General features: G+C 73.3%; 19 protein-coding genes and 2 pseudogenes. 14 read left to right on the plus strand and 7 right to left on the minus strand.

Features of this window, described 5'->3' with window-relative positions:
• Positions 1 to 43: 43 nt before the first annotated feature.
• Together ACFWIC_RS38390 and ACFWIC_RS38395 are read right to left on the minus strand one after the other, a co-directional pair.
• Complete coding sequence (locus ACFWIC_RS38390; protein WP_380521653.1) at positions 44 to 814, minus strand: hypothetical protein; 771 nt, start codon at positions 812 to 814, stop codon at positions 44 to 46.
• 529 nt (positions 815 to 1,343) lie between these two features.
• Positions 1,344 to 1,685: a DDE-type integrase/transposase/recombinase gene (locus ACFWIC_RS38395; RefSeq protein ID WP_380521654.1), complete on the minus strand. Its 342-nt coding sequence runs from the start codon at positions 1,683 to 1,685 to the stop codon at positions 1,344 to 1,346.
• Between the two features lie 578 nt (positions 1,686 to 2,263).
• On the opposite strand from ACFWIC_RS38395, the gene ACFWIC_RS38400 reads away from it, so the two are divergent.
• Complete coding sequence (locus ACFWIC_RS38400; protein WP_380521656.1) at positions 2,264 to 2,506, plus strand: hypothetical protein; 243 nt, start codon at positions 2,264 to 2,266, stop codon at positions 2,504 to 2,506.
• Here ACFWIC_RS38400 and ACFWIC_RS38405 read toward each other — a convergent pair.
• Entirely contained in the window at positions 2,503 to 3,834 is a 1,332-nt protein-coding gene (locus ACFWIC_RS38405) for an MFS transporter (RefSeq protein ID WP_380521659.1), read from the minus strand. The two genes, ACFWIC_RS38400 and ACFWIC_RS38405, sit on opposite strands and share 4 nt — an antisense overlap.
• Positions 3,835 to 4,632: 798 nt before the next feature.
• Here ACFWIC_RS38405 and ACFWIC_RS38410 point away from each other — a divergent pair.
• Together ACFWIC_RS38410 and ACFWIC_RS38415 are read left to right on the plus strand one after the other, a co-directional pair.
• On the plus strand, positions 4,633 to 4,806 hold the full coding sequence (locus ACFWIC_RS38410) for a hypothetical protein (protein ID WP_380361252.1): 174 nt from the start codon (positions 4,633 to 4,635) through the stop codon (positions 4,804 to 4,806).
• A 1,540-nt stretch (positions 4,807 to 6,346) separates the two neighbouring features.
• Positions 6,347 to 7,426: an RICIN domain-containing protein gene (locus tag ACFWIC_RS38415; RefSeq protein ID WP_380521661.1), complete on the plus strand. Its 1,080-nt coding sequence runs from the start codon at positions 6,347 to 6,349 to the stop codon at positions 7,424 to 7,426.
• Positions 7,427 to 7,644: 218 nt separating this feature from the next.
• On the opposite strand, the gene ACFWIC_RS38420 is transcribed toward ACFWIC_RS38415, so the two are convergent.
• Complete coding sequence (locus ACFWIC_RS38420; protein ID WP_380521663.1) at positions 7,645 to 8,208, minus strand: cupin domain-containing protein; 564 nt, start codon at positions 8,206 to 8,208, stop codon at positions 7,645 to 7,647.
• Between the two features lie 319 nt (positions 8,209 to 8,527).
• On the opposite strand from ACFWIC_RS38420, the gene ACFWIC_RS38425 reads away from it, so the two are divergent.
• The 11 genes from ACFWIC_RS38425 (at position 8,528) to ACFWIC_RS38475 (ending at position 21,756) form a co-directional block, all read left to right on the plus strand.
• The gene (locus tag ACFWIC_RS38425) at positions 8,528 to 8,947 is read left to right on the plus strand and encodes an Rrf2 family transcriptional regulator (RefSeq protein ID WP_329875060.1); all 420 of its coding nucleotides are present in this window, start codon (positions 8,528 to 8,530) and stop codon (positions 8,945 to 8,947) included.
• 74 nt (positions 8,948 to 9,021) lie between these two features.
• Entirely contained in the window at positions 9,022 to 9,909 is an 888-nt protein-coding gene (locus ACFWIC_RS38430; protein ID WP_380521665.1) for a DsbA family protein, read from the plus strand.
• Between the two features lie 833 nt (positions 9,910 to 10,742).
• On the plus strand, positions 10,743 to 12,299 hold the full coding sequence (locus tag ACFWIC_RS38435; protein ID WP_380521667.1) for an ABC transporter substrate-binding protein: 1,557 nt from the start codon (positions 10,743 to 10,745) through the stop codon (positions 12,297 to 12,299).
• A complete protein-coding gene (locus ACFWIC_RS38440; protein WP_380521669.1) occupies positions 12,296 to 13,444 on the plus strand; it encodes an ABC transporter permease in 1,149 nt (382 codons plus the stop codon). Before ACFWIC_RS38435 ends, ACFWIC_RS38440 begins: the two co-directional genes overlap by 4 nt.
• Positions 13,441 to 15,552, plus strand: a complete 2,112-nt coding sequence (locus ACFWIC_RS38445; protein ID WP_380521671.1) for a dipeptide/oligopeptide/nickel ABC transporter permease/ATP-binding protein — start codon at positions 13,441 to 13,443, stop codon at positions 15,550 to 15,552. Before ACFWIC_RS38440 ends, ACFWIC_RS38445 begins: the two co-directional genes overlap by 4 nt.
• Positions 15,549 to 16,691, plus strand: a complete 1,143-nt coding sequence (locus ACFWIC_RS38450; RefSeq protein ID WP_380521673.1) for an ABC transporter ATP-binding protein — start codon at positions 15,549 to 15,551, stop codon at positions 16,689 to 16,691. The genes ACFWIC_RS38445 and ACFWIC_RS38450 overlap by 4 nt, the downstream gene beginning before the upstream one ends.
• A 37-nt stretch (positions 16,692 to 16,728) precedes the next feature.
• Complete coding sequence (locus ACFWIC_RS38455; RefSeq protein WP_380521676.1) at positions 16,729 to 17,916, plus strand: acyl-CoA dehydrogenase family protein; 1,188 nt, start codon at positions 16,729 to 16,731, stop codon at positions 17,914 to 17,916.
• Positions 17,917 to 17,994: 78 nt separating this feature from the next.
• On the plus strand, positions 17,995 to 19,179 hold the full coding sequence (locus tag ACFWIC_RS38460) for an LLM class flavin-dependent oxidoreductase (RefSeq protein ID WP_380521678.1): 1,185 nt from the start codon (positions 17,995 to 17,997) through the stop codon (positions 19,177 to 19,179).
• Complete coding sequence (locus ACFWIC_RS38465) at positions 19,176 to 20,093, plus strand: alpha/beta hydrolase (RefSeq protein WP_380521680.1); 918 nt, start codon at positions 19,176 to 19,178, stop codon at positions 20,091 to 20,093. The genes ACFWIC_RS38460 and ACFWIC_RS38465 overlap by 4 nt, the downstream gene beginning before the upstream one ends.
• Positions 20,090 to 20,650, plus strand: coding sequence for a flavin reductase family protein (locus tag ACFWIC_RS38470; RefSeq protein ID WP_380521682.1), 561 nt, complete (start codon positions 20,090 to 20,092; stop codon positions 20,648 to 20,650). The genes ACFWIC_RS38465 and ACFWIC_RS38470 overlap by 4 nt, the downstream gene beginning before the upstream one ends.
• 5 nt (positions 20,651 to 20,655) lie before the next feature.
• Positions 20,656 to 21,756, plus strand: coding sequence for an LLM class flavin-dependent oxidoreductase (locus tag ACFWIC_RS38475; RefSeq protein ID WP_380521684.1), 1,101 nt, complete (start codon positions 20,656 to 20,658; stop codon positions 21,754 to 21,756).
• Between the two features lie 404 nt (positions 21,757 to 22,160).
• Here ACFWIC_RS38475 and dnaK read toward each other — a convergent pair.
• The 3 genes and pseudogenes from dnaK to ACFWIC_RS38490 all read right to left on the minus strand — a co-directional run.
• Positions 22,161 to 23,639: pseudogene (gene dnaK / locus ACFWIC_RS38480) on the minus strand (molecular chaperone DnaK); the annotation flags it as partial.
• A gap of 369 nt (positions 23,640 to 24,008) precedes the next feature.
• Positions 24,009 to 24,656, minus strand: a pseudogene (locus ACFWIC_RS38485) (caspase domain-containing protein); the annotation flags it as partial.
• The gene (locus tag ACFWIC_RS38490) at positions 24,643 to 25,032 is read right to left on the minus strand and encodes a hypothetical protein (protein WP_355401368.1); all 390 of its coding nucleotides are present in this window, start codon (positions 25,030 to 25,032) and stop codon (positions 24,643 to 24,645) included. The pseudogene ACFWIC_RS38485 and the gene ACFWIC_RS38490, both read right to left, overlap by 14 nt.
• Positions 25,033 to 25,386: the final 354 nt, after the last annotated feature.

The raw sequence follows: 25,386 nt of genomic DNA on the forward strand, positions 1-25,386 counted from the left end.
GCCGGGCCCCGGTTCCGGGGCCCGGCCCGGCGACGCGTGCGGATCAGCAGGTACCGAGGTCCCGCCAGACGCCCCACTGACCGGTGGTGCCGGGCTCCTCGCCCAGCGTCCACCACTTGGCGCTCCACTGGTGGCCCGTCCACGAGACGGTGTTGCCACCGGTGTAGACCTGTGCGCCGACCCAGGAGGCGGTGGAGCACGCCGGGGCGGTGCCGGTCACGGTGAGCGTGTAGGTCGCGGAGGACGTGGCCGAGGTGCCGGTCAGCGTGCCCTTGACCGTCAGCGTGTAGGTGCCGGGGACGACGGTGGACAGGGTCGACACCGACAGGGCGGCGCTGGAGCTCCCGTTGACCGAGGACGGGCTGACCGAGGCGGTGACCCCCACAGGAGCTCCGCTGACCGTCATCGCGATGGACGTGTTCGAGCCGTTGTTGATGATGGCCGTGCTCACGGTCGCGGTGGTCGACGAGCCGGCGGTCACCGTGCCCGAGGACGGGCTGACCTGCACCTGGATGGCGGGCACCTGGACACTCGACGCGGAGGGCGATGGGGAGGGCGATGAGGAGGAGGCGGTGGCGGCGGCTTGGAGGAAGGCCATCGTCGGGTACTTGTCACCCGGCTGCGAGGCGAGCTTGGACAGGCTGTCGCCGGCCCGGGCCTCGACGTACGGGGCGACGACCTGGGCGGGCAGTGGGGTGCCCGCCGCACGGGCGGTGCCGGTGCCGGTGCCGGTGAGCGCCACGCCGGCGATGGCGGCGGCGGTGACGGCTCCGGCGAGCAGGGCTCGGAGTGGTGCGCGAACGGGTCCGGCCATGGACCGCGCTCCCTTCGAAGGTGGGGACTTCGGCGACCTGAAGCACTCTGGCCTGGACCAATACTGGTGGTCTGGACCACCCGACTGTCAAGGGTCCTTACCAAGCTCTTGGGCTCAGCGGTTCCGCCGCACGAACCACGGCAGCTCCAGAGTTCCTGCGGGCCGCGTTCCGCGTCGACTGGAACACCCGCCAGGTCACCACCTGACCCGAAGGCCGCACCAGCACCGGCTGGTACCCCGTCACCCAGCAACAGAGCGTACGGAACTGGCCTTCAGCGCGGAGGCCGAACGACCGGCGGCCTGCCTTGTTGTCGATCACCAGCTGCTGGTCCGCCGCGAAGTAGGTCGTGGTGCCGGTGATCTCCTCGTTGAAATCCTCCCCCAACCGCCAGCGTGGCGAAGGATCCGTTCGTCAGGTCGTGGACCCTGATCAGTCCGAGCAGGTACGTGACGAGTCGACCGTCCAGCGTGAACCCGATCAGGTGGTTCGAGGTCGTGAGCCTTCCCCCGGGATGTGGACGCCGGAGTCTCATGCGACGAGCGTGATCCTACGGAACGCCGCTATCTGCTGTTCGAACTGGACCGGGCTGAGATGGCCGAGCGTGAAGTGGCGTTTCAGCGAAGCGAGGAAGCTCTCCGCGGCGGCGTTGTCGTAGCTGGAGCCGACCTTTCCCGTGCTCCGCCGGATCCCGTGGCGCCGGCAGAGTCCGGCGAACTCGGCCAACCCGTACTGGGACCTCCTGTCCGAGTGGAAGATCACGCCGTCGACCTGGTCGCCACGGGTCGCCACGGCGGCCGCCAGGGCGTCGGCGACCGGCCGGGTGCGCATGTGGAACGAAACCGACCAGCCCCGAAAGGCCAACCACGACACGGTGGTCCAACCAGCAGGCCCGCGACGTCAGCTCGTCGGCAGCACCTCGAACAGACCACGGCCCGCGCGCTGCGCCCGGCCCGCCTTGACGAGCCGTTCCAGAGTCGCGCGGACGTTGTCGTCGGTGCTGTCAGAGCCGAGAGCCGCGGAGACCTCGCCCGCGCGCAGCGGCTTGCCGACCGCGGTCAGGGCGGCACACCGTCGGAGATCCCCGGGGTCGCTTCGCCGGCGCCGGCGCTTCCGGAGCCGGCGAAGCCGTCTTCTTCGCGGCGGTCTCCTCGTGCTCCGCGCCTTCGGCGTGCTCTCGGCCGACGGGGCGGCCTCGGCCGTCACCTCGGTGGTCTCGCGCGGTTTGCGCGCGGCTCGCTTGGCGGGCGCCGTCTCGGTGGTGGCGGCCGCCGGGGCGGGGAGCCGGAGCCGGGTCGTCTTCTTCGGTACCGGCGGAGTTCAGGAGGCTCCTCGTCAAGATCGACCAGGAGGTTCCCGCGGGTCTCGACATTCACCTGATCTGCGACAACTACGGAACCCACAAGACTCCGGCGATCCGCACGTGACCGGCCCAACACCCCGGGTTCCACATGCACTTCACCCGAACCGGATCCTCGTGGATCAACCAGGTCGAGCGCTGGTTCGGCTTCCTCACCGACCAGATGATCCGCCGCGGATCCCACAAGAACGTCCAAGCCCTCGAACGTGACATCCGCACGTGGGTCAAGCGCTGGAACGAGGACCCCACGCCGTTGACCTGGACCAAGACCGCTGACGAGATCCTCGACTCCCTCGCCCGATTCTGCCGACGGACCTCCGGCGCAGGACACTAGCGTCGGATCGTGAGGGCGACGAGCGCGCTGCACACGCAGCACCCGGCCACGAAGAAGAAGATGAGGTCGGTGCTGCCGGTGCTGTCCATCAGGCCGCCGATGAAGGGCTCGGCGGTTCCGGCGAAGAGGTAGGCGAAACAGTTGACGGCGCCGGTGGCGGTGCCGGCCATCCGCTTGCCGGCGATGTCGGGGCAGAGCGCCCAGAACGAGGACTGCGGGCCGTAGACGAAGAAGCCGGTGAGGAAGAGGACCACGATGCCGGTGGTGACGTTCAGCGGCGCGAGGTACATGGTCATGGAGGCGGCGGCGCCCAGGACCATGAAGAGGATGATGGGGCGGTCCCGGCGGGCTCCGAAGAGCCGGTCGGAGATCTGGCCGTTGGTGAGCGCGCCGACCGCCATGCCGACGGGCAGCGCGACCGAGATCCACAGCGGGTTGATGCCGCCGCCGCCCTTCTTCCAGTTCTCGCCGAGGAAGTAGACCGGGACCCAGATCAGCAGGCCGTAGCGGGCGGTGTTCTGGAACCCGATGGCGATGCCGGTGGACCAGATCTTGGGGTTGCGCAGCACGGTCTTGTAGCGCTGGAACGAGGTCTCGCCGGCGTACGCGGCGGCGTCGGCCCGGTCGTCCTCCTCGTCGGCCTCGGTGACGGAGGCGGGGGGCTTGATGCCGGCCTGCTTGGGGTTCTCACGGGCGACGAAGTAGAAGGTGATGCCGCCGACGAGCATCAGCAGGACCGGGACCCGGAAGATCCACTGCCAGTCGAGCTTGAGGGTGTCGACGACGATGGTGGAGGTGACGAAGGCCAGGACGGAGGCCATGCCGGCGGCGAAGGTGTAGAAGCCGAAGCTCTTGCCCCGCTCGCGCGGGCCCCACCAGTTGGAGATGACCCGGCCGCCGGAGGGCCAGCCGAGGGACTGCGCGAACCCGTTGGCGCCCCACAGGAAGCTGAGCGACCTGGAGCCGACGGAGAAGCTCGTGCACCAGTTGAGGATGGTGGACAGGATGGCGCCGGCGGTCATCATGCGCCGGCCGCCGAACTTGTCGGCGAGGTTGCCGTTGATCATCTGGCCGGCGGCGTACGACCAGAGCAGGATGCCGCTGATGCCGCCCAGTGCGGCCTTGCTCAGACCGAGGTCGGCCTGGATGCCGGGGATGGCGAAGCCGAAGGTCTGCCGGCCGGTGTAGAAGAAGAAGTAGCAGAACATCGCGGCCAGGAGCATGCGCCACTTGAGCTTGTTGTACTTGCCCTCGCTCACGAGTTCGAGGGCGGGGGTCCCGAGTCTCGGACCTTTGGTGTCCGATCTGGTGTTCTCGGCGTTCGACATGGTTCTCGACCGATCTGGGTGGGGTCCGGGGAGCGCCGCAGGGCGGGCGGCACGAGGTCGAGGCGGCAGCTGCCGCCGGTACCGTGGCCGCCCCCCGACGGGGCGGCCACGGCGTGTCAGTGCGCGTGAGCAGCGCACGTCCGGGTGGTGCGGCCGGGACGCGGTCAGCGGCTTCCGGCCGGCTTCCGGCCGGCTCCCGGGCGATCATGGCGGCGCCCAGGCAGGCCGCTCGGCCGCCCACGAGCCCCGCGACCACGTCCGGTCGTGGGCCGCGTCCGCAGGCCCGGCGGAGAGCGGAGTCGATCGTCCGCCGCAGGGCCGTATCCACCTGCGGCAGCGGTCCGCTGTCGACGACGACAACTGAAACCTGGGTTCTCGGTTCCTCGGGGGTCGGTGTCCTGGGGTGCGTGCTGTTGCGGCCGGTGAACACCTGGCCGGAGGTCACCGGTAGCGCGGACACCAGCGGGTGGTTGGTGGCCACCGGGTAGATCGTGCTGAAGTCGGCGTCGGTGCGCACCGCGTACGGCCCGCTCGTGCCCCACCGCCCATTGACGTTCGGCAGACAGGGGACGCCCTCGCCGGCCACGTCGGGCTGGGCGGGGTCGAGCGCCACCCCGCCGTCCTGGACGAACGTCTGCAGCGACCCCGCCTGAGTCTGCACGTAGTTGCGGTAGTCGGGGGCCGTAGCTGGCGAAGCTGCCGAGGGCGATCAGGTCCACCCCCTGCGCGTTCGCCGCCATGGCCGGGTTCAGATCGATCACGGTGAAGCCGGCGTGCTCCAGCAGGATGCGCAGCCCCTTGGCGTGCGTAAACGAGTCGACGTACTCCAGCACCGCCGCGCGCAGCGGCGTCGCTGCGGCCGCCGGGGAGGCGCCGGTGGTGCCGGTCATGGCGCTGCCGGCGGCGACCGTCGCCGCGCCGACGCCCAGCGGCTGCACCGCCTTCCGGCGGCTGATCTCGGAGCGGATGTGATCGGACGGGGCGGGGGACGAGTCGTCCATCGTCTTCTCCTGACGTGAGAGGTCTGGAGCGATGCCGGAGAAACCACGGCCCTGGAAAGGGCGTGGTCGAGCGGGGGTGGGGTGGGTACGGGCAACCCGGCTGGTGGAGGTCGGACCGTGCGCGGCACGCGGGGCGGCTCTCTGCGCCTGGGTGGGGGCGTCGCAGGTCGGCCGGACAGGAGTCTGCAGCCGCTTCGGTGGGCCGGTACGGAAGTAGGCCGGAACCGGTGAAGCGGGTGGGGCTATCGAGTGGAACTACAGCGGCAGCGCAACGGCGCTGTCAATACTCGCGCACCGGACAACCGCGGGTGGAATCATGCGCGGGGGTCATATACGGGCCGGGCGAACGAGGCGGGTTGTCGTGTCGATTCTTGATCCGGTCAGGGGCGACTCCTCGGGGGCGGGGGCGTTCCCCGAGGAATTCGTGACGGATCGCCCAGTGGGCGGGAAGCTACGAGCCGCCGCTCGAAGCGGTCGACCCCTGAGGACCCGATTGCGGCCAAGTTCCCAGGTAGTCAAAGGTGTTGGTTCCACCGCAGCCTCGACCCGGCCGGCATTCCCCCTCCACGCTCCTGCGGTGTCGCGACGCCTCGGCAGCGTTCGCGCCTCAATTTCTGAGTGCCTGTCAGATAGGCGTCGGTCGACTTGACACAGGTGTCACGCAACCGAAATCCACAGGTCACCTCCGGGACTTCTCATGGCAGCCCATGAGGGGCGCGGGCACGGTGTGTCGCCCATACGAATCCGTTATCCGCCCCATCAGCAATTCGGGTCTTGTCGCCGCTCCCCCACCGGCCGACCATCGGATCCCACGCGCCCGGGACGGGAGCGCCGCAGTGCTGCCGTCGCACCGAGGATTCGGGGCGTTCCGTCGACTCGGCGGGGCGGCGGCGGCACTGCACACCACGCTCGGGACCACTCGGAGGCAGGCCGCCACAGCCGCCCCCGTCCACACACCGAACACGTTCGCCCCGTGCCGGGCCGTGACCGCCACCATGCGGAGCACACCCACCGAACCGCGCGGCGCCCTTCCCCGGTCACCGAGGCGGGAGGCCGCGCGGCGGCGTCCGGCCGTCGGCACGAGCGTCCCCGCCCCGGCCACGGCGCCCGTCGTCGGTGTCGGTGTCGGTGTCGGCAGCCGGCCTCGTACTGAGCGGATCCGCGCACGGACTCGCCGGGGTCGCGCCCGCCCGCGGGGAGCTCCCCCAGACGGATCGGAACAGGTATCCAGGCAGGTGGTTCTACGCTGCCCCGAGGTCCCGGCGGGGCCAAGACTCGGATACGCCCAACACGGGGACCGCGTACGAGGCCCCGGCGAATCCGCCTCGGCTCCCTACCCGGATCAGCCGTTCTCCTCGGCCCGGTGCCCACGCGGCCGCCGCAAGAACCCACCACACCGACAGTCCGGAAGTCCCCGACGGGGGCGATCCGGAACCGTTTACTCAAGGACTAGGAACATCATGATTCCGCCTTCCCCGAGCACTAGATCCGGTGTCTTAAGACTGCTGCTCATGTCCCTGGTGACAGCTCTCCTTGCCGTCGGTGTGTCCGTCACTCCCATGGCAAGTGGCACGGCACACGCCACGGAGTTCCTGGGCAACCCCTGCCCGGCGTCGGAGAGCATGTACTGCACGCGGCTGTACTTGAAGGAGGGCTTCGCGCTGAGTGTGGATACCCAGCGAAGCGCGTTGAACCAAGTCAGGTTGGCCCGGGTTCACGGCAGCTCGAACATGGCCTGGCGCCTGACTCCGAACTGGCAGGACGGAACCTTCCGGATCCAGAACGTGTCGCTGGGCACGTGCCTGACGGCCCAAGGCTTCTGGAACCAGGCGCCGGTGTCCATGCTGTCGTGCGGTTCCACCAGCACCTGGCAGGACTGGATTGCCCATCCCACGCCCACCGGGTTCATGTTCAAGAACGTGGGCACGTCGTCGTGCCTCGCTCCCTACAAGTCGAAGGTTTCCCCCGGGACACAGACCTGGCTGACCGGCTGCGACGGAAAGGAGGAGCAGTCGTGGAAGGTCCCCTTCGGTGACGAGCAGCCTCCCGTGCGCGGACCGCGGGAACTTGCCCTGACCTACGCGACCAAGATATGCCAGAAGTACAAGAATGAATGCTCATGGGACATGGAATCGGAATCCCCCGCGGAAATGCTGCCGGACTCCTGCGCGTCGGACGCCTGGTTCAACGAAAACGGCTACCCGGATGGCGTTACCCATACGTTTTCGGTACTCAGGACGAACGGATGGTCCCACGAACTGGGCAGTGAAGTCGAGCTTGGACTGGAGACCGGCGCACTGTCATCACTGATTGCCAAGGTCACCGTCAAGGTGAAATTCACCTTCAAGAAGAGCTGGTCCGGCTCGGAAGCCCTGGGGAACCAGGTCACCGGCAAGATTCGACCGGGGGAATACGGCTGGGTCACGCTCTCCAGGGCTGCCACCAAGATCACCGGGACCTGGACGTTCAGCCGCAGTCATCTCCCCTGGACGGCCAGGGACACGATCGTCATGCCCGTGTCGACGTCCGACGACGGCCGGCCCACCCTCTATACCGTCCGGTCGTCCCCGAACCCGCCCATCTGCAAGTAGGACCGCGGGCACCGGCAGACGCCGAACAGCCCCGGGCTGCCGGGACGGCCCGCGGGCCGTCCCGGCAGCCCGGGCACACCGGTCGCAACGCAGCGATTCCGCGCGCGCATCGGGGCACGTCACGGCACCCGCCCGGGCCGCGCGCCCCGACCGGCGCGCGGCGGGGGCGAAGGGGCGCGGGTGGAGGCAGCGTCAGGCTCGGACCGGACGCGGCGGCGTCACGGTGCGTACAGGCTCGGGAGGTTGACCACGATGGCCTCCTGGGTGCTGCGGGCGATCACCACCACGGCCTCCACCTCGGGGTCCGGGTTCTCCTCGCGGTGCGGGACGAACGGCGGCACGAAGATGTAGTCGCCCGGGCCGGTGCGCAGCCGGATCTCCTCGGGCGTGCCGGAGGAGTCGTCGACGAACACGAACTCGGGGTGCCCGCTGACGATGTGGATGGCGGTCTCGGACTCGCCGTGGTGGTGGTCGGAGGACGCGGTCGAGGGCGCGACGTGGGTCTGCCCCATCCACAGCTTCTCCGAGCCCACGGTCCGTCCGCTGATGGCCGCGAAGCGCCGCATGCCGCCGGTCTGAGCGGTGTCGCCGTCGAGCTCGCCCGCCCGGATGTGGTGCAGCCGGGCCCGCAGGCCGGTACCGGAAGCGGCGGTCCCGCCGTCGTGCAGGTGCGGGTGGAAGCCGGTGCCCGCCCGGGTCACCACGGGCGCCTGAGCCGAGGTCTCCTCGGAGCGGTCGGCCGGGGCGGCCGGGTGGTGGTGCGGCAGATGGGCGGTGGACATGGCGGCTCCTGGGTCGGGGATGGGAACGCGGGCGCGGGACGGGGACGTGGTGGCGGGTTGCGGACGCGACGAGGGGCGCGGGCGGGGCGGCGGCGAGCCCGCACCGGCGGTGGCCGCGGGACGGCCGAGTGCCTGGGCATGGCGGTGGCCCGGGGTCCGGTGCGACGTACCGGCCGGGTTCGGACGCTAGGCCCGGCGGCGAAAGGATGTCAAGAGGTGTCCTTTCCCGCCGAGCGCTCCGCGCCATGCCGGACCACGGACCGGACACCCGACCGGACAAGGGACTTGAGCACGGCCGCGGCCGGGGGATACTCGGCCCATGCATATCTCCGCCAAGGCGGACTACGCCGCTCGGGCTCTGGTCGAGCTCGCCTGCGACACGTCCCGCCCGCTGACCTGCGAGGCCATCGCCGCCTCCCAGGGCATCCCGTTCCGATTCCTGAAGTCCGTGGTGGGCGAGCTGCGGCGGGCCGGGCTGGTCCGCAGCCAGCGCGGCTGCGAGGGCGGCTACTGGCTGGGCCGGGCCGCCGCCGAGATCACCCTGCTGGACGTGGTCCGAGCGGTCGACGGCGAGGTGATCACGCTGCGCGGCGAACCGCTGGCCGGGCTGGACTACCCGGGGCCGGCCCGGGGGCTGCCCGCCGTGTGGCGCAGCGTGGAGGACCGCGCCGTGGCGATCCTGACGGAGACCACCGTGGCGCACCTCGTGGGCACGGCCCGGCAGGTGGCACCCGCATGACGCGGCCGGCGGGCGGTGGCGGTACGACGGACACGGAAGGCGCGGCGACGGCACCGGACGCGGCGGAAGCCGTTGTGGAGATCGCCGAGTTCACCGATCCGATGTGCCCGTGGTCCTGGGGCGCCGAGCCGCGGTTGCGGCGGCTGCTGCGGGTGCTGGGCGAGGGGGCCAGGCACCGGCGGGTGTTCGGCGTCCTGTTCGACGAGGACGACGACCCGGCGCCGGATCCGGCGGCCGAGACCGCCTGGTACGCCCGGTACGTCGCGGAGATCACGACGCACACCGGCGCTCCGCGCGCGGAGCGACTGCACTGGGTGGCGGCCAGCAGCTGGCCCTCCTCGCTGGCGGCGGCGGCCGCCGAGGCGCAGGGGCCGCTGGTCGGCGAGCGGGTGCTGCGCCGGCTGCGGGAGAGCGCCTTCGTGCTCGGCGAACCCGCGGACACGCCCGAGCGGGTCCTGGCGGCGCTCGCCGGGGTGCCGGGTCTCGACGAGGCCCGGCTGCGGACCGCGCTGGCCGATCCGGCGGTACGCGAGCGGGTGCGGCGCGACCGCGCCGAGGCGCGCCGGCCCCGGCCGGAGGTGGTCGGGCTGCACGGGCCGGGGCCGCACCCGGGGGCGGCCAAGGAGACCGGGGACGGCTACCGCTACGCGCTGCCGACGCTGGTCTTCAGCGGTCCGGCCGGGTGCCGGGTGGTGCCGGGGTGGCGGACGGTGGAGGAGTATCTGGCGGCGGTGGCCGCCGTGGCACCGGGGCTGTGGCCCGGTGCCGTGCCCGAGCCGACGGCCGCGGAGTTGTTGGAGCGCTACCGCAGCCTGGTCGAGGCGGAGTTGGTCGGGGCCGCGGGGCCGCTCCCCGGGGGCGCGCGGCGGGTGGCGACCGGGCACGGGGTGCTGGTGCTGCACCCCGACGAGCGTTCGGGTCCGGCCTGGGAGTCCGTCCGGCGGGCCGGCGGAGCGGGCTGAGCGCCGCCCGGGGCGGCTGCGGAGAGGGCTGCGTGTTTCCGGGACGGGTCGGCGCGTCGGGCGGGCCATCCACGGTTCGAGACGGGCGGCCCGCCCGGCGTCCGGTCCGCGAGACGTCGTTGCGTTGTCACAGCGGGCTGCGGGTGCGGCGCTCCGTACCGGCGGGGCACCGGCCGTTCGCGGGCGATGCGGCGGCGCGCCGTGAACGGCGCGTTGAGGGGGTGTTGCAGCACCGCCGCCGCAAACAGACACCTTTTAGTGTCCATTGACAGCAGGCCGCCGACCTGGCCAGGATGTGCCCCATGAACCCCACGCACCGCGTCACGGTGCGCCGCTACATGAGCCACCGACGCGCCGGCAGCGACCTCTGTTGTTGACCGCGTCCCGGCCCGGCGGCGCCCCCGCCGCCGAGTCCCGCCCCGGCCGTATCGGCCGGTAGCGCCGTACCACCGAAGCCCCCGGCCGCGCCGGGCCCGGTCCCGTACCGGCGCACCGCGGTTCACCGCCCGCGCAGCCGGCACCCCGCCGCCGGGCCACCGGCCGCCGGTAGCCGGCCGCCGCGCGATCCGGCGAGCGCCGCATCGCACCCCACCGCGGCAACACCCACCGCAGCCGTACCCCATCGAGCCACCGCACGCCCGCCGTCGGCCCGGCCACCCCGCCGCGCCCGGCCGTCCCCATCTGCCGCGAGCCCCACCCCCGACCCGCACGCCGGACCCGCGTGCCGGGCAGCGGGCGGTGGCGCCGCACCCACACCCCCGCCTCCGGTATCCCGCCGCGCCCTGTCGCGCCGCGCCACCGTCCGCGTGAAGCCCGAAAGGTGACGAACCGCCATGACCAGCACCCCCGCCCACCGCACCCTGCTCGGCAGACGTTCGCTGCTCGGCCTGGGCCTCGGCCTCGGCGCCTCCCTCGTCCTCGCCGCGTGCGGCGACACCGGCGCCGGCCAGGCCGGGACGGGCGGCGGCGCCCCCGGCGGCACCCTCAAGTGGGGCTGGGCGCTGCCCACCTCCTGGGACCCGGTGTTCTCCTCGGCCGGCTGGGACGTGCACGGCCTCTCCCTGGTCTACGCGGGCCTCACCAAACTGGACGAGAAGGGCAACGCCGTTCCCGCCCTGGCCACGTCCTGGAGCTACAGCCCGGACAGCGGCTCGGTGACCTTCACCCTGCGCCCCGGGGCGACCTTCTCCGACGGCACGCCGCTGGACGCCACCGCCGTCAAGAAGAGCCTGGACCGCGGCCGCAGCGATCCCAAGTCCCTGGTGGCCCCGCAGCTGACCAGCGTCAGCGAGGTGAGCGCGCCGGACGCGCAGACCGTGGTGATCAAGCTGTCCAGGCCCGACTACCAGATCCCCAACCTGCTGGCCGGCAAGACCGGGATGATCGTCAACCCCAAGGCCTTCGAGGCGGACGCCGCCGCGCTGGCCACCCGTCCGGCGGGATCGGGCCCCTTCACCCTCGTCTCGTACACCCAGAACGCGAAGGCCGTCCTCAAGCGCAATCCGACCTACTGGGACGCCGCCTCGATCAAGCTGGAGAACTTCGAGCTGCACCCGCTGCCCGACGCCGCCACCGTGGTCGGCGGCCTCCAGTCCGGACAGTTCGACGTGGCGCAGATCCCCGGCAGCCAGGTCGCCGCAGCCAAGGCCGCCGGGCTGGAGGTCCAGGAGATCCCCTCGCTGGTGGTCGCGGTGCTCGACGTCAACATCGAGAAGGCGCCGTTCGACAACCCCAAGGTGGTCGAGGCGCTGAAGTTCGCGATCGACCGCGAGGCCCTGGTGAAGACCCAGCTCTTCGGCCACGGAGAGGTCAACTACCAGCCTTTCCCGAAGGGTTACGTCGGCTTCGACCCTGCCCTCGGCGACCTCTTCCGGTACGACCCCGCGCGGGCGCGCACCCTGCTGGCCGAGGCCGGCTTCCCGAACGGGGTCGACCTCACGCTGACCACCACGGCCGCGCAGGGCCTGCCCGAGCAGCTCCAGGCGCAGCTGAAGGAGGTCGGCATCCGGGCCACGATCGACGTGATCCCGGCGGCGCAGGCCACCCAGATCATGTACATCCAGCACTCCAGGGCGCTCGCCTCCGACCAGTTCGCGGGCCGCGACTCCGCCGCGCAGGCCTTCCAGGTGCTCTTCGGCGAGCAGGGGCTGATGAACCCCGGCCGGCGCACCCCGCCCGAGCTCAAGGCCGCCGTCGACCTGATCTCGCGCACCCCGCTGGACTCCCCCGAGTACCCGAAGGTGCTTCAGGCCGCCACCGCGCTCGCCGTGCGCACGATGCCCAACACCTTCCTGTACAGCGTCCCGCGCCTGCTGGCCCGGCGTAAGTCGGTCTCCCCGATCCCCTCGTTCACGGTCGTCCAGCGGTTCGAGGGAGTGACTGCGTCGTGAGCGCCGTCCTCTCGCCCCCTCGCGCCCGGCGGGCGGGCCTGCTCGCACGCCGGGCGGCGCGCGCACCGCGCCCGCTGGGGCGGGTCCTGACCGGCGCCGCCACCGTGTTCCTGCTCTCCTCCGTGCTCACCTTCGGCCTGGGCGCCGTCTCCGACGCCAACCCCGCCGCGGCGGTGCTCGGCGAGACCGCCACCCCGGCCGACATCGCCCGGCTGGACCACCAGTTCGGCCTGGACCGGCCGCTGCCCGTGCAGTACGGCAGCTGGCTGTTGCACGCGCTCGGCGGCGACCTCGGGGTCTCCTGGTTCACCACCGTCCCGGTGGCCGACTCGATCGCCGCCGCCCTGCCGGTGGACCTGTCGATCGCCGGACTCGCACTGCTGCTGGCGGTGCTGCTCGGCGGCGCCGCCGGGGTCTCGGCGGCGCTCAGCAACGGCGGGCGGCTCGACCGGGCGGTCACCGCCGTCTGCACCCTGCTCGGCACGCTGCCGGCCTTCGTGATCGCCATCGGACTGATCACCCTGGTCGCCGTCCAGTTCCGGCTGCTGCCCTCCGGCGGGTACGTGCCGTTCTCGCAGAATCCCGGCGAGTGGCTGCGCTTCGCCCTGCTGCCCGCCCTGGCGCTCAGCCTGGACGCCGCCGCCGGGATCGCCCGCCAGCTGCGGACCTCGCTGGTCGCGGAGCTGCGCGAGAACTACGCCACCGGCGCGCTGATGCGCGGGCTGTCCTGGCGGCGGGTGCTGTTCGGGCACGCGCTGCGCAACGCCGCCGGGCCCGCCGTCACCGTGCTGGGGATGAGCGTGCCGGTGCTGATCGGCGGCGCCGTCGTCACCGAACGGATCTTCAACCTGCCGGGGATCGCCCAACTGTCGCTGCGCGCGGCGGAGCAGCACGACGTCCCGGTGATCCAGGGCACCCTGCTGGTGACCGTCGCGGTCGTCCTGGCCGCCAACCTCGCCGTGGACGCGCTGCTGTTCGCGCTCAACCCGGCGGCCAGACGCCGCGCCCGCCCGGCGGGCGCGGTCACCGGCACGGCCGCTGCCACCGCTCCTCGCGCCACCACCGGCGCGAAGGCCGTCCACGCCGCAGGCCCCGCCGCCGACCTCGTCCCGTCGGCGACCGCCGCCTCGGGAGGTGCCCGGTGAACGCGCTGCGCACCACCCTGCGGGTACCGCTCGCCCGCGTCGCGCTGGCGGCCCTCGGCGTCGTCCTGCTGCTGGCCCTCCTCGGTGACCGGCTCGCCCCGATGGACCCGCTCGCCCAGGACCCGTCCGCCATCCTGCACAACCCCGGCGGCGGTCATCTGCTGGGCACCGACTACCTCGGCCGCGACGTGCTCAGCCGGCTGCTCGCGGGCACCGGTCCCTCCGTCCTGGCCGCCGCCGAGGCGGTCGCGGTGGCCGCCCTGCTCGGGGTCGTCCCCGGCCTGCTCTCGGTCCGGTTCGGCGCCACCGGTTCCTGGCTCGCCCTGCGGTCGGTGGACGCGCTGATGACGCTGCCGTTCACGCTGTTCGCCATCGCCGCCGTCGGTCTGCTCGGCAACGGGCTGCACCAGGCGATGATCGCCCTGGGGGTGCTGCTGTCACCGCTGTTCTTCCGGGTCGTCCGGGCCGCCGCCCTGGGGCTCGACCGCGCCCAGTACGTGGAGGCTGCCGAGCTGATGGGCGCGTCCCGGGCCTGGATCCTGCGGGTTCACACCTGGCGCAAGGTGCTTCCGACGGTGGCCGTCACCACCGCGCACGCCCTGGCCACCAGCCTGCTGACGGTCTCCTCGCTGACCTTCCTCGGCATCGGCGTCCAGCCTCCGGCCCCCACCTGGGGCGGCATGCTGGCCAGCGACCTCGGGTTCCTCGCGCAGCAGCCGTGGGCGCCCGCCGTGCCCACCTTCCTGATCATGGTCACCATCGGGGCGCTCAATCTGCTCGCCGACGTCCTCGCCGACGCCGACCGGACGGACACCGCGGCGCTCGGAGCCCCCGCCGGTGAGCCGGCCGGGAAGACCTCCGGCAAGAAGGACGCGCTCCCGACGACGACGGCCGGGGCCCGGCCCGCCGGCACCGAGCCGTCCGGCGGGCCGCACCCGCCCGCGGACGACGCCGCGCTGCGGGTCGAGGGCCTGCACGTCACCGTCGGGGGCGGCCGCACCGAGGCCGTCCGGGACGTCTCGTTCGCCGTCCGCCCCGGCGAGGCCCTCGGGTTGGTCGGCGAGTCCGGCAGCGGCAAGACGCTCACCTGCCGCTCGGTGCTCGGCCTGCTCGCCCCCGGCGTCGCCGTGTCGGCCGGACGGATCACCCTCGGCGCCGCCGCACCGGACGCCGCGAGCGGATCCCCCGGCGCTGCGGAGCCCGCCGGACCCACCGGACCCACCGGGCCGACCGGGCCCACCGGGCCCACCGAACTGACCGGGCTCACCGACCGAGCGTGGCAGCAGGTCCGCGGCGACCGCCTGGGCGCGGTCTTCCAGGACCCCGGCTCCTACCTCAATCCCTCGCTCACCGTCGGCCGCCAGCTCGGCGAGCCGCTGCGCCTGCGCCTCGGCCTGAGCCGGGACGAGGCCCGCCGGCGCGCGGTGGAGCTGTTCGAGGCGGTCGGTCTGCACGACCCGCAGACCGTCCACGACCGCTACCCGCACGAGCTCTCCGGCGGCATGCTCCAGCGCGTCCTGATCGCCGTCGCGGTCTCCGGCGACCCCGGGCTGCTGGTCGCCGACGAGGCGACCACCGCGCTGGACACCGTCGTCCAGGCGGAGGTGCTGGACCTGCTCGACGGGCTGCGCAAGCGGCGCGGTCTGGCGCTGCTGCTGGTCAGCCACGACCTCGCCGTGGTGGCCGACGTCTGCGACCGGATCCTGGTGTTCTACGCCGGGGAGATCGTCGAGGAGGGCCCCACCGCCGAGGTGATCGCCCGCCCCGCGCACCCGTACACCGAGGCGCTGCTCCAGGTCGCCTCCCTCGGCCGGCGCCACCGCCGCGAGCCGGCCGTGATCCCCGGCCGGCCACCCGAGCCCGGCACCACGGGGCCAGGCTGCCGCTTCGCCGACCGCTGCGCCTACGCCACCCCGGACTGCACCCGGAGCGGCATCTCGCTCACCCCGGTGGGCGGCTCCGGCGGGGACGGCACCCGCCGGGTGCGCTGCGTCCGCGCCGAGGACCTCGCGCTCACCGGAGCCTGGGGAGCCGGGACCCCCGAAGCCCCGGGAACCACCGTGACCACCCCGACCGCCCCGCACCACCGGACGGAGGCCCCCGTATGAGCACCACCACCGCCCCGGCGGCGCCGCTCGCCCGCACCGACAGGTCCGAACCGGCCGCCCGCCCCGCCACCCTGCGGATCGAGGGGCTCTCGGTCGCCTTCGGCCGCACCCCGGTCCTCGGTGGCGTCGACCTGGAGGCGCACTCCGGCGAGATCCTCGGGCTGATCGGCGAGACCGGCTCCGGCAAGACCACGCTGGCCCGCGCCGTGGCCGGGCTCGCCCCGGTCACCGCCGGCCGGATCACCGTCGACGGCACCGACCACGGCGCCCTGCGCGGCCGGGCCCTGCGCGCCGCCCGCCGCGCCGGGACGGTGCAGTACATGTTCCAGGACCCGCTGCGCTCCCTCGACCCGGACCTGACGGTCGCCCGCCTGGTCGGCGAACCACTGGCCGTGGCGGGCGTGCCCCGGGCCGAACGGGAGGAGCGGGTCAGGGAGGCGCTGGACCGGGTCGGCCTGGACCCCGCGCTCACCACCCGTACCCCCGCCCGGCTCTCCGGCGGCCAGCGCCAGCGGGTCGCCCTGGCCAGGGCCGTCGTCGGACGGCCCCGGCTGCTGCTCGCCGACGAGCCGGTCAGCGCGCTCGACGCCTCCAACCGCAACCACGTGCTGCGGCTGCTCGACCGGCTGCGCCGCGAGCTGGACCTGGCCGTCGTGGTGATCTCGCACGACCTCGACTCGCTCTCCGGGATCGCCGACCGGATCGCCGTCCTCTACCGGGGCCGGATCGTCGAACAGGGCCCGGCCCGTACGGTGCTGGAGCACCCGCTGCACCCGTACAGCGCGCTGCTGGGCGCCGCCGCGCCGAGCCTGGACCCGGCCAGGCGGGCCGCCCTGGAGCTGCTGCGCACCCCGGCACCCGGGGCCCCGTCGATCGGCGGCCAGGACGGCTCCGACCCCGGCGGCGCCGACCGGAGCGCCTGCGCGTTCGCCCACCGCTGCCCGTTCGCCGACCAGGCCTGCGCCGTTCGTCCCGACCCGCTCCCGGCCACCACCCCTGCGGGGGCCACCGCCTGCGCCGCGTCCCCACCGCCCGGCACCCCGGCCCCGCTCCCGGTCGTCCTGCCGGTCGGCGCCCCCACCGGGCACACCGTGGCCTGCCACCACTCCCCCGGCTGGCGGGCGCGGCTGCCCCGCTGACGCCACCGACCGTCTCCTCCCGTACCGGAGTACGCCCATGCCTGCCGCACCCCCCGCCCGGGCGCTCCCCGCGCCGCTGCCGACGCCCGCGACCGACGGCCTGCCCGCGATCACCGCCGCCCTGGCGGCCCGCGCCGCCGAGCACGACCGGGACGCCTCCTTCCCCGCCGAGGGCATCGAACTCGTCCACGGCGCAGGCCTGTTGACCGCCACCGTGGCCCGGCGCCACGGCGGCCCGGGCGGCGGTCTGGCCGACACCGTCCGGATCCTGCGCGCGCTCGGTGCCGGTGACCCGGCCGTCGCGCTGGTCACCGCGATGACCCTGTTCGTGCACGCCGCCGAGGCCCGCCGCCCGCACTGGCCGGCCGGACCGCTCGCCGACCTGCTGGCCGAGTCCGCCGTCCGCCCGACGCTGGTCAACCACGTCCGGGTGGAGCCCGATCTCGGCACCCCCGTCCGCGGCGGGCTGCCCGCGACCGTCGCCCGGCGCAGCGGCGACTCCTGGGAGCTGACCGGCCGCAAGATCTACTCCACCGGCGCCCCCGCGCTGCGCTGGCTGCTGGTCTGGGCCAGGACCGAGGAGGACGATCCCCGGGTCGGCTCCTTCCTGGTGCGCGGCGACCGGCCCGGGATCACCGTCGAGCCGACCTGGGACCACCTGGGCCTGCGGGCCAGCCGCAGCGACGACGTCCTGCTCGACGCCGTACGGATCCCGCTCGACCACACCACCGGACTGGCCCTCCCGGAGCCGGACGGCGGCCGGGACGCGCTCGGCGGTGCGTGGAACTCGCTCGGCCTCTCCGCCCTCTACCTGGGGGTGGCCCGCGCCGCGCAGTCCTGGCTGACCGGGTTCCTGCACGAGCGGACCCCGACCTCGCTGGGCGCCCCGCTGGCCACCCTGCCCCGGTTCCAGAGCGAGCTGGGCGGCATCGACGTCGACCTGGCCGGCGCCGAACGGCTGGTCGCCGGTCTCGCCGGGGCGGTCGACGCGAGCGACGAGTCGGCCGCCGAGGAGAGTCCGGGCGCCAAGCTGATCGCCACCCGGGCCGCCGTGGAGGCCGTCCAGCGCGCCGTCGCCCTCACCGGCAACCACGGCCTGACCCGCCACCACCCGCTCCAGCGCCACCTGCGGGACGTGCTGTGCAGCCGGGTGCACACCCCGCAGGACGACACCGTCCTGCTCACCCGCGGCCGGGCCGCCCTGCACCGTCCTCTGACCCTCTGACCCTCCGACCCTCTGACCGCGTCCGTTTCTCCCTGCCCTTCCTCTCCCCAACACCACTGCCATGAAAGGCTTTTCGCCATGCCCGTCGAGTTCATCGGCATGATCTCCACCCACGACGTCTCGGAGACCCGCCCGGCCCACGGCCCGGTGGTCGACGTGGACTACACCCGTCGCTTCGCCCGGGCGCACGAGGACGCCGGCTTCGACCGCATCCTGGTCGCGCACTCCTCGGCCAGCCCCGACCCCAACCAGGTGGCGGCGTTCGCCGCGGCCAACACCGAGCGGCTGGGCCTGCTGATCGCCCACCGTCCGGGCTTCATCGCCCCGACCGTGGCCGCCCGCACCTTCGCCACCCTGGACCAGTTCTCCGGCGGCCGGGTCGCCGTGCACATCATCACCGGCGGGCACGACGCCGAGCAGCGCCGCGACGGCGACTACCTCACCAAGGACGAGCGCTACGCCAGGACGGACGACTACCTGACCGTGCTCACCAAGGCGTGGACGGAGGAGGGCCCGTTCGACCACGAGGGCCCGTACTACCGCTTCGCCGACTTCCACTCCGAGGTCCGCCCGGTCACCCGGCCGCGGATCCCGCTCTTCTTCGGGGGCTCCTCGGAGGCCGCCTACCGGGTCGGAGGCAAGCACGCCGACACCTTCGCCCTGTGGGGCGAGCCGCTGGCGGAGACCGCGCAGCAGATCGCCTCGGTGCGCGCCGCCGCCGAGGCCGCCGGGCGCACCGACGTCCACGGCATCAGCGTCTCCTTCCGCCCGATCCTGGGCCGCACCGAGGACGAGGCCTGGGAGCGCGCGCACGGAATCCTGGCCACCATCAAGGAGCGGGCGGACGCCTTCGGCGGTCGGCGCCAGGTGCTCCCGGTCGGTCCGGGCGCCGCCCCGCAGAACGTCGGCTCCCAGCGGCTGCTGGCCGCCGCTGCCAAGGCCGACCGGCACGACCGCGCGCTGTGGACCGCCCCCGCCGCCGCGACCGGGGCGGCCGGGAACTCGACCGCGCTGGTCGGCACCCCGGAGACGGTCGCCCAGGCGCTGCTGGACTACGTCGACCTCGGCGTCACCACGCTGCTGATCCGCGGCTACGACCCGCTGGACGACGCGATCGACTACGGCCGGGAGCTGCTGCCGCTGGTGCGCCAGGAGGTCGCCCGCCGCGACGAGCGGGCGGCGCGCGAGGCGGCGGCCGGGGCCAGGGCCGAGGCGGCCCGGACGGCGCTGCCGGACGCCGAGCCCGCGGGCGCCGCCCGATGAGCACCCCCGCACCCGCGGTGGCCGTCCCCGGCGCCGACACCGCGCCGGGGACGGGCCCGGCGCCCGCCGGGCCCGCGCCCGCCCCGACCTCGGCGTCGGCGTCGACGTCCTGGGACCCGGCCGACGGCGTGGTCGTCCGCGGCACCGTCCTGCTGCTCCCCGGCCGGGGCGAACACCCGGGCCTGTACGCCCGGTTCGGACGCCGGCTCGCCTTCGACGGCTACCGGGTGGTGGCGACGGCGCACGGCGGCGAGGCGGCCGAGGCCGACGCCCTCGCGGAGCGCGTCGCCGAGGAGCGCGCCGCGCTCCCGGCCGGCGCGCCCGTCGTCCTGGCCGGCTCCGACACGGGGGCTCTGCTCGCCCTGGCCGCCGCCGGGCCCGCCGCACCCGACGGCCTGCTGCTCGTCGGCCTCCCCACGGCCGGTCCCCGGCCGGACGGCGCGCAGCGGACCGGCACCGCCGCGGAGGGCGCCTGGACGGACGAGCTGACCGCCAGGACCGCCTGCCCGGTGCACCGGGACCTGCTCGGCAGCGACCCCGGCTACCGGCCGGGCGCGTTGGAGGAGCCCGTGCCCGCCGCACTCGCCGAGGCGGCCGAGCGGTCCGCCCACGGCACGCCCGCCCTGCTGGTGCACGGCGAGGCCGATCCGGTCTCGCCGCCCGCGACCGCCCGGAGGCACGCCGCCCGGCTGGCGGCCGAACTGCTGCTGGTCGTCGACGGCCGGCACGACGCGCTCAACGACGCCCCGCACCGCAGCGTGGCCGCCGCCGTCGTGCAGTGGCTGGAGCGGCTGCGCGGCGGTCCGCACCTACCCGTCCAGCTGATCCCGGTCGCCGGCCCCGCACCCGTACCGGACGCACCACAAGCACCGGGCGACCCGGTGGCCCACCTCCCGGAAGGAGTCCCGGCATGACCAGGCTCGACGAACGCCCCGCCTTCGCCGTACCGGCGGGTGCGGCACCCCCCGCACTCGCCCCCGCCCCGGATGCCGCCCCCGCCGCCGACCTGCTGCGCGGCGCGCTGCGCCGGCACGCCTCCGGCGTCACCGTGATCACCGTGGCGGGCCCCGGCGGACAGGCCGGGTTCACCGCGACCTCGTTCACCTCGGTGAGCCTGGAGCCCGCGCTGGTCTCCTTCTACCTGGCGACCACCGCCTCCTCCGCCCCCGCCGTCCGGGCCTGCGAGGCGTTCACGGTGCACATCCTGCGCCACGGCCAGCAGGAGCTGGCGAAGCGTTTCGCCCGCAGCGGGATCGACCGCTTCGCCGACACCCCGTGGCACACCGGACCACACGGCACGCCGCTGCTGCCCGCCGCCGCCCGGCTGACCGCCAGGACGACCCAGGTGACCCCGGTCGGCGACCACCTGCTGGTCGTCGGCGAGGTGGTGGGCGCGGACACCGACGGCGGCCCGCCGCTGGTGCACCACAACGGCGGGTACGGGCGGTTCGCCGCCGACCTGGAGGGCTGAGGACGATGCCGCTGACCGCCCACTGGTTCCTGCCCACCACCGGGGACAGCCGGTACGTCGTCGGCGGCGGCCACGGCTCGGTGCCCGGCACGGCCGGTTCGGACCGCCCGCCGAGCATCGCCTACCTGGGTCAGATCGCCCGTACGGCCGAGCAGTTGGGATTCACGGGCGCGCTGACCCCGACCGGGGCCTGGTGCGAGGACGCCTGGCTGACCACCGCGATGCTCACCCAGGTGACCGAGCGGCTCAAGTACCTGGTCGCCTTCCGCCCCGGCCAGCTCAGCCCCACCCTCGCCGCCCAGATGGCGACCGGCTACCAGAACCAGTCGGGCGGCCGGCTGCTGCTCAACATCGTCACCGGCGGCGAGTCCGCCGAGCAGCGCGCGTACGGGGACTTCCTCGACAAGACGGGCCGCTACGCCCGCACCGCGGAGTTCCTGGACATCACCGGGCGGCTCTGGCGCGGCGAGCGGGTGGACCACCACGGCGCCCATCTGCGCGTCGAGGGCGCACAGTTGACCCGGCTGCCGGAGCCGGTCCCGGAGGTGTACTTCGGCGGGTCCTCCCCGGAGGCCGCCGAGGTCGCCGCCCGCCACGCCGACGTCTACCTCACCTGGGGCGAACCCCCGGAGATGGTCGCCGAGAAGATCGGGGCCATCCGCGATCTGGCGGCGCGGTACGGGCGCACCCCGCGCTTCGGCATCCGGCTGCACGTGATCACCCGGGACACCTCCGCGGACGCCTGGGCGCAGGCCGGGCGTCTGCTGGCCGGGATGGATCCGGCGCGGATCGCCGCCACCCAGGAGGCACTGGCGCGCAGCGAGTCGGAGGGCCAGCGGCGGATGCGGCTGCTGCACGGCGGATCGACGGAGCGGCTGGAGGTGTCGCCGGGTCTCTGGGCCGGGATCGGCCTGGTGCGCGGCGGTGCGGGCACCGCGCTGGTCGGCAGCCACCACGAGGTCGCCGACCGGATCGAGGAGTACCACCGCCTGGGCATCGACGAGTTCGTGCTGTCCGGGACGCCCCACCTGGAGGAGGCGTACTGGGTCGGCGAGAACGTGCTGCCCCTGCTGGCCGCCCGCGGCCTCTGGAAACCCGCGGCCTGACACGCGCGGCTTCTGCGGGCCCGGGCCCTGCCGGCGCACGGGCAGAGCCCCGCTCGCACGCATGCGCGACGACAGCCGGCCCAACACACCACCAACCCCCACCCCACCCGCGCCCGGCGCTGGATCTCCACGAGGAGGACAGTTCCGAGATTGCCTGCCGGCCGGCGGCTTCAAGGAGCACGATCGACACCGACGACCTCCGGCTCTGCTGTGCGACTCGACATCACGCAGCACGAGACGGAGGTCGTCGCCTCGTCCGGCAGATCCCCATGCGGGTGACGAACTCGAACAACCTCATGTTGATCACTGAAGGTAGAACGACAGGCTCAGGAATTGTCCGGTCGGTCATGTGCGGAGCCGGAGGACGAAAGCTGCTGCGGCAACGGTGTCGAGGGCGGGGAGAGGTAGCGTTCGAACTCCTCGCGCATGCGGGTGATTTCGCTCTTCGAGAGTGCGGAAGAGCCGGTGACGGTCATCCTCCGCTCCTTGCCGGTGCCGAGGTCCTTCGCGGACGCGTGCATGATGCCGTTGGCGTCGATGTCGAAGGTGATCTCGATCTGGGGCAGACCGCGCGGGGCCGGCGGCAGGCCGGTCAGCTCGAACACACCGAGCAGTTCGTTGTCCGCTGCGCTCTGGTGCTCACCCCGGTAGACCTTGAGCCGCAGAGCGTGCTGGTTGTCCTCGGCGGTGGTGAAGATCTCGGAGCGCTTGGTCGGGATCGTGGTGTTGCGTTCGATCAGGGTGTTCATGGTGCCGTCCGCGATCCTGATACCCAAGGAGTGCGGGGTGACCCGAAGCAGCAGGACGTCCTTGACCTCGCCCTTCAGCACACCGGCCTCCAAGACACTGCCGATCGCGGCGGCCCCGTCGGGGTCCGCGGCAATGACGGGCTCCTTGCCGCCGGTCAGCTCGCGGACGAGCTCGGCAACGGCCGGCATGCGGGTCGAGCCGCCGACGAGGACCACGTGGTCGATCTCGGAGAGGGCGATGCCCGCGTCCTTGATCACGTTGTGGAACGGAACCTTGCAGCGCTCCAGCAGGTCCGAGGTCAGCTGCTGGAACCGGGCCCGGGTGAGCTTCTCGTCCAGGTGCAGCGGACCCTCGGCGGAGGCCGCGATGTAGGGCACGTTGATCGAGGTCTCGCAGGAGGAGGACAGCTCGATCTTGGCCTTCTCGGACGCCTCGCGCAGACGCTGCAGCGCCATCTCGTCCTCGGACAGGTCGAGACCGTGGCCGGCCTGGAAGACCTTCACCAGGTGGTCGACGACCTTCTGGTCCCAGTCGTCACCGCCGAGGTGGTTGTCGCCGCCGAGGGCCTTGACCTCGACCACGCCGTCGCCGGTCTCAAGAACGGCGACATCGAGGGTGCCACCGCCCAGGTCGAGAAGCAGGATGGTCTGGTCGCTCTCGTCGCCCAGGCTGTAGGCCGTACCGGCAACGGCCGGCCCGTCGACGATGCGCCGTACATCCAGGCCCGCGATCTCGCCGGCCTCCCTGACTGCCACGCGCTCGGCGTCCGAGGCGTACGCCGGGACACTGATGACGGCTTCGGTGACCGGCTCGCCCAGGTATGCCTCGGCATCCCGCTTGAGTTTCCGAAGGAGGAAGGCGGAGATCTGCTGCGGCGTGAAGTCGTTGCCGTCGATGCCGATCCTCCAGTCAGTGCCCATGTGGCGCCTGACCGAACGGATGGTGCGGTCGACGTTGGCGACCGCCTGGCGCTTGGCGGCCTCGCCGACGAGCACCTCGCCGTTCTTCGCGAAGGCGACGACGGACGGCGTGCTCCGGGTGCCCTCGGCGTTGGTGACAAACCTGGGCTCACCGTCCACGAGGACGCTGACGAAGGAATTCGTCGTACCAAGGTCAATGCCGACCGCACGGATCCGGCGGACGCTCGGCGGAACGGGCACAGACAGGGAGGCCGCCCGCGCGGTGCCGAACTCGGCCCACACGGCCCGGCTCGCCTCCGCCGCCTTCACATCGACGAACTCCGTTCCGTACAGCCTGGCCAACAAGCCCGCGATCTTCCCGTACTTCCGGGCGGCCCCGGCCGGGTCCCCGTTGTGGCCGAGGAACTCCTCGTCGTCGAGCAGCATGCGCGGTGTCTCCTGGCCGCGGCCCTCCGCCCGAGCCCAGCGCTCACCCTCGGTCGCGGGCCGGTAGCTCCTGTTACGGGCGATCACCAGGTCTGCGACGGTGTCGGTGCCCTGCCTGCGGGGCTTCGGCAGGCCCCTTCTCACCAGCCGCTGGTGGAGGAGCTGGTAGAGCTGCCCAAGAGTCAGGTCCAACGGCGCGTTCTCATCCCCCTCGGTGAGCAGCCGCACCAGCTCGGCAGTGAACGCGGTGTTCCGTTCGCCGTGTGGTGCGCGCGCGGCCGTACCGGCGGAGGTGGAGGTGAGCACGAAAGTCCCGGCGATCTCGATCTGGTCCAGCGCGAGCGAATCGCCGGGGGCCATGATGTCGATGGCGCGCCCGGAGAAGCAGCAGTCGAGGATGACCACCCGCCTGCGCGCGGGGCTGTCGATGACGAACTCCCGGAGCTCGTCGAAGGGCAGCGCGGTGTGGCGCAGTTGTCTGCCGCGACGGGTGCGGGACAAGCCAAGGTGCAGGTTCCCCGCGCTGTCCAGCAGTCCGTGGCCCGCGAAGTAGATCAGCAAGAGGTCTTCCGCCTGCGCGGTCAGCTCGGTGAGCCTGTCCACCAACTCCTCGTTACTGCCCGGGTTCGCGATGGTCACACAGGTCTGCGAAGTCGACCAGCCGTGCAGCGGCAGGCCGAAGGCGTCCGCGACGTCGGTCAGGTTGTTGAGCACCGCTGGAAGGTCGAGCAGGTCCGGGTCCGCCGGGTAGTTCGCCGTGCCGATCAGGATGATCCGGGAGCGGTCGCCGTCAGGGAGTCGCATCGGGCAGAGCGTCCGGTTGCTCCTCGGCGATGAAGCGGCGCAGCGCCGCGACCGTCTCGTCCCCGGCCTTCACTCCGCTGAGCTGGACCTCCATGGAACCACCGTCCGGCCTGGTCACCCTGACGGTGACGTCGAGGGTGCGCTGCCGCACCCATTCGACTACCGCCTGGGCGAGGACGGTCGCCGCGCCTCCGGCGGACAGGGCCACCACCAGCACCTCGGCGAGCCCGCCCATCTCCTCCGGACCGACCTCGCCGTCCAGCAACTGCACCCGCCCCCGCAGCTCATCCTCGTGACGCAGCCAGGCACGCAGCGACCGGAGATCCGAGGCGGCCGCCGCCGGGTCCGCCCCCGCGATGGTGATACGCGATTCCATTCCACTCCCAGCCCAGGCGATTTAACTGCCCGTCAGCCTAGGTGATGGACACCCACCCGGTCGGGGAAACCTCCTCGAACGCCGGCCTGATGAAGTCACGGGCGACGGGTTCGATAGCAAGTTCGACGTCCAGGGCCTCAGCTCACCGCCCTCGGCACCGCGGGCGCCCGCAGCGCGCCCGGTCTGCTCGCCTTCCCGGGAAGCGGCGGCGTGCCAGGGCAGCGGGTTCCTCGGTACGGCGGCGTCCTGCCGCGGGGGTGGGGGGGGCGCCCCCCCGCCGGGGGGGTAAGTGGGGGGGGGGGGGGGGGGCCGGGGGGCGGCCGCCCGCGCGGGGGGGCACTCGGGGCGGGGCGC

Source organism: Kitasatospora sp. NPDC127035, from assembly GCF_042726075.1.
Taxonomy (GTDB): domain Bacteria; phylum Actinomycetota; class Actinomycetes; order Streptomycetales; family Streptomycetaceae; genus Kitasatospora.

What these genes read in the sequence shown, in the direction of transcription:
- ACFWIC_RS38390 (WP_380521653.1), bottom strand. Translation starts at nt 814, where the DNA reads ATGGCCGGACCCGTTCGCGCACCACTCCGAGCCCTGCTCGCCGGAGCC.
- ACFWIC_RS38400 (WP_380521656.1), top strand. Translation starts at nt 2,264, where the DNA reads ATGCACTTCACCCGAACCGGATCCTCGTGGATCAACCAGGTCGAGCGC.
- ACFWIC_RS38405 (WP_380521659.1), bottom strand. Translation starts at nt 3,834, where the DNA reads ATGTCGAACGCCGAGAACACCAGATCGGACACCAAAGGTCCGAGACTC.
- ACFWIC_RS38415 (WP_380521661.1), top strand. Translation starts at nt 6,347, where the DNA reads ATGTCCCTGGTGACAGCTCTCCTTGCCGTCGGTGTGTCCGTCACTCCC.
- ACFWIC_RS38420 (WP_380521663.1), bottom strand. Translation starts at nt 8,208, where the DNA reads ATGTCCACCGCCCATCTGCCGCACCACCACCCGGCCGCCCCGGCCGAC.
- ACFWIC_RS38425 (WP_329875060.1), top strand. Translation starts at nt 8,528, where the DNA reads ATGCATATCTCCGCCAAGGCGGACTACGCCGCTCGGGCTCTGGTCGAG.
- ACFWIC_RS38435 (WP_380521667.1), top strand. Translation starts at nt 10,743, where the DNA reads ATGACCAGCACCCCCGCCCACCGCACCCTGCTCGGCAGACGTTCGCTG.
- ACFWIC_RS38450 (WP_380521673.1), top strand. Translation starts at nt 15,549, where the DNA reads ATGAGCACCACCACCGCCCCGGCGGCGCCGCTCGCCCGCACCGACAGG.
- ACFWIC_RS38455 (WP_380521676.1), top strand. Translation starts at nt 16,729, where the DNA reads ATGCCTGCCGCACCCCCCGCCCGGGCGCTCCCCGCGCCGCTGCCGACG.
- ACFWIC_RS38460 (WP_380521678.1), top strand. Translation starts at nt 17,995, where the DNA reads ATGCCCGTCGAGTTCATCGGCATGATCTCCACCCACGACGTCTCGGAG.
- ACFWIC_RS38465 (WP_380521680.1), top strand. Translation starts at nt 19,176, where the DNA reads ATGAGCACCCCCGCACCCGCGGTGGCCGTCCCCGGCGCCGACACCGCG.
- ACFWIC_RS38470 (WP_380521682.1), top strand. Translation starts at nt 20,090, where the DNA reads ATGACCAGGCTCGACGAACGCCCCGCCTTCGCCGTACCGGCGGGTGCG.
- ACFWIC_RS38475 (WP_380521684.1), top strand. Translation starts at nt 20,656, where the DNA reads ATGCCGCTGACCGCCCACTGGTTCCTGCCCACCACCGGGGACAGCCGG.
- ACFWIC_RS38490 (WP_355401368.1), bottom strand. Translation starts at nt 25,032, where the DNA reads ATGGAATCGCGTATCACCATCGCGGGGGCGGACCCGGCGGCGGCCGCC.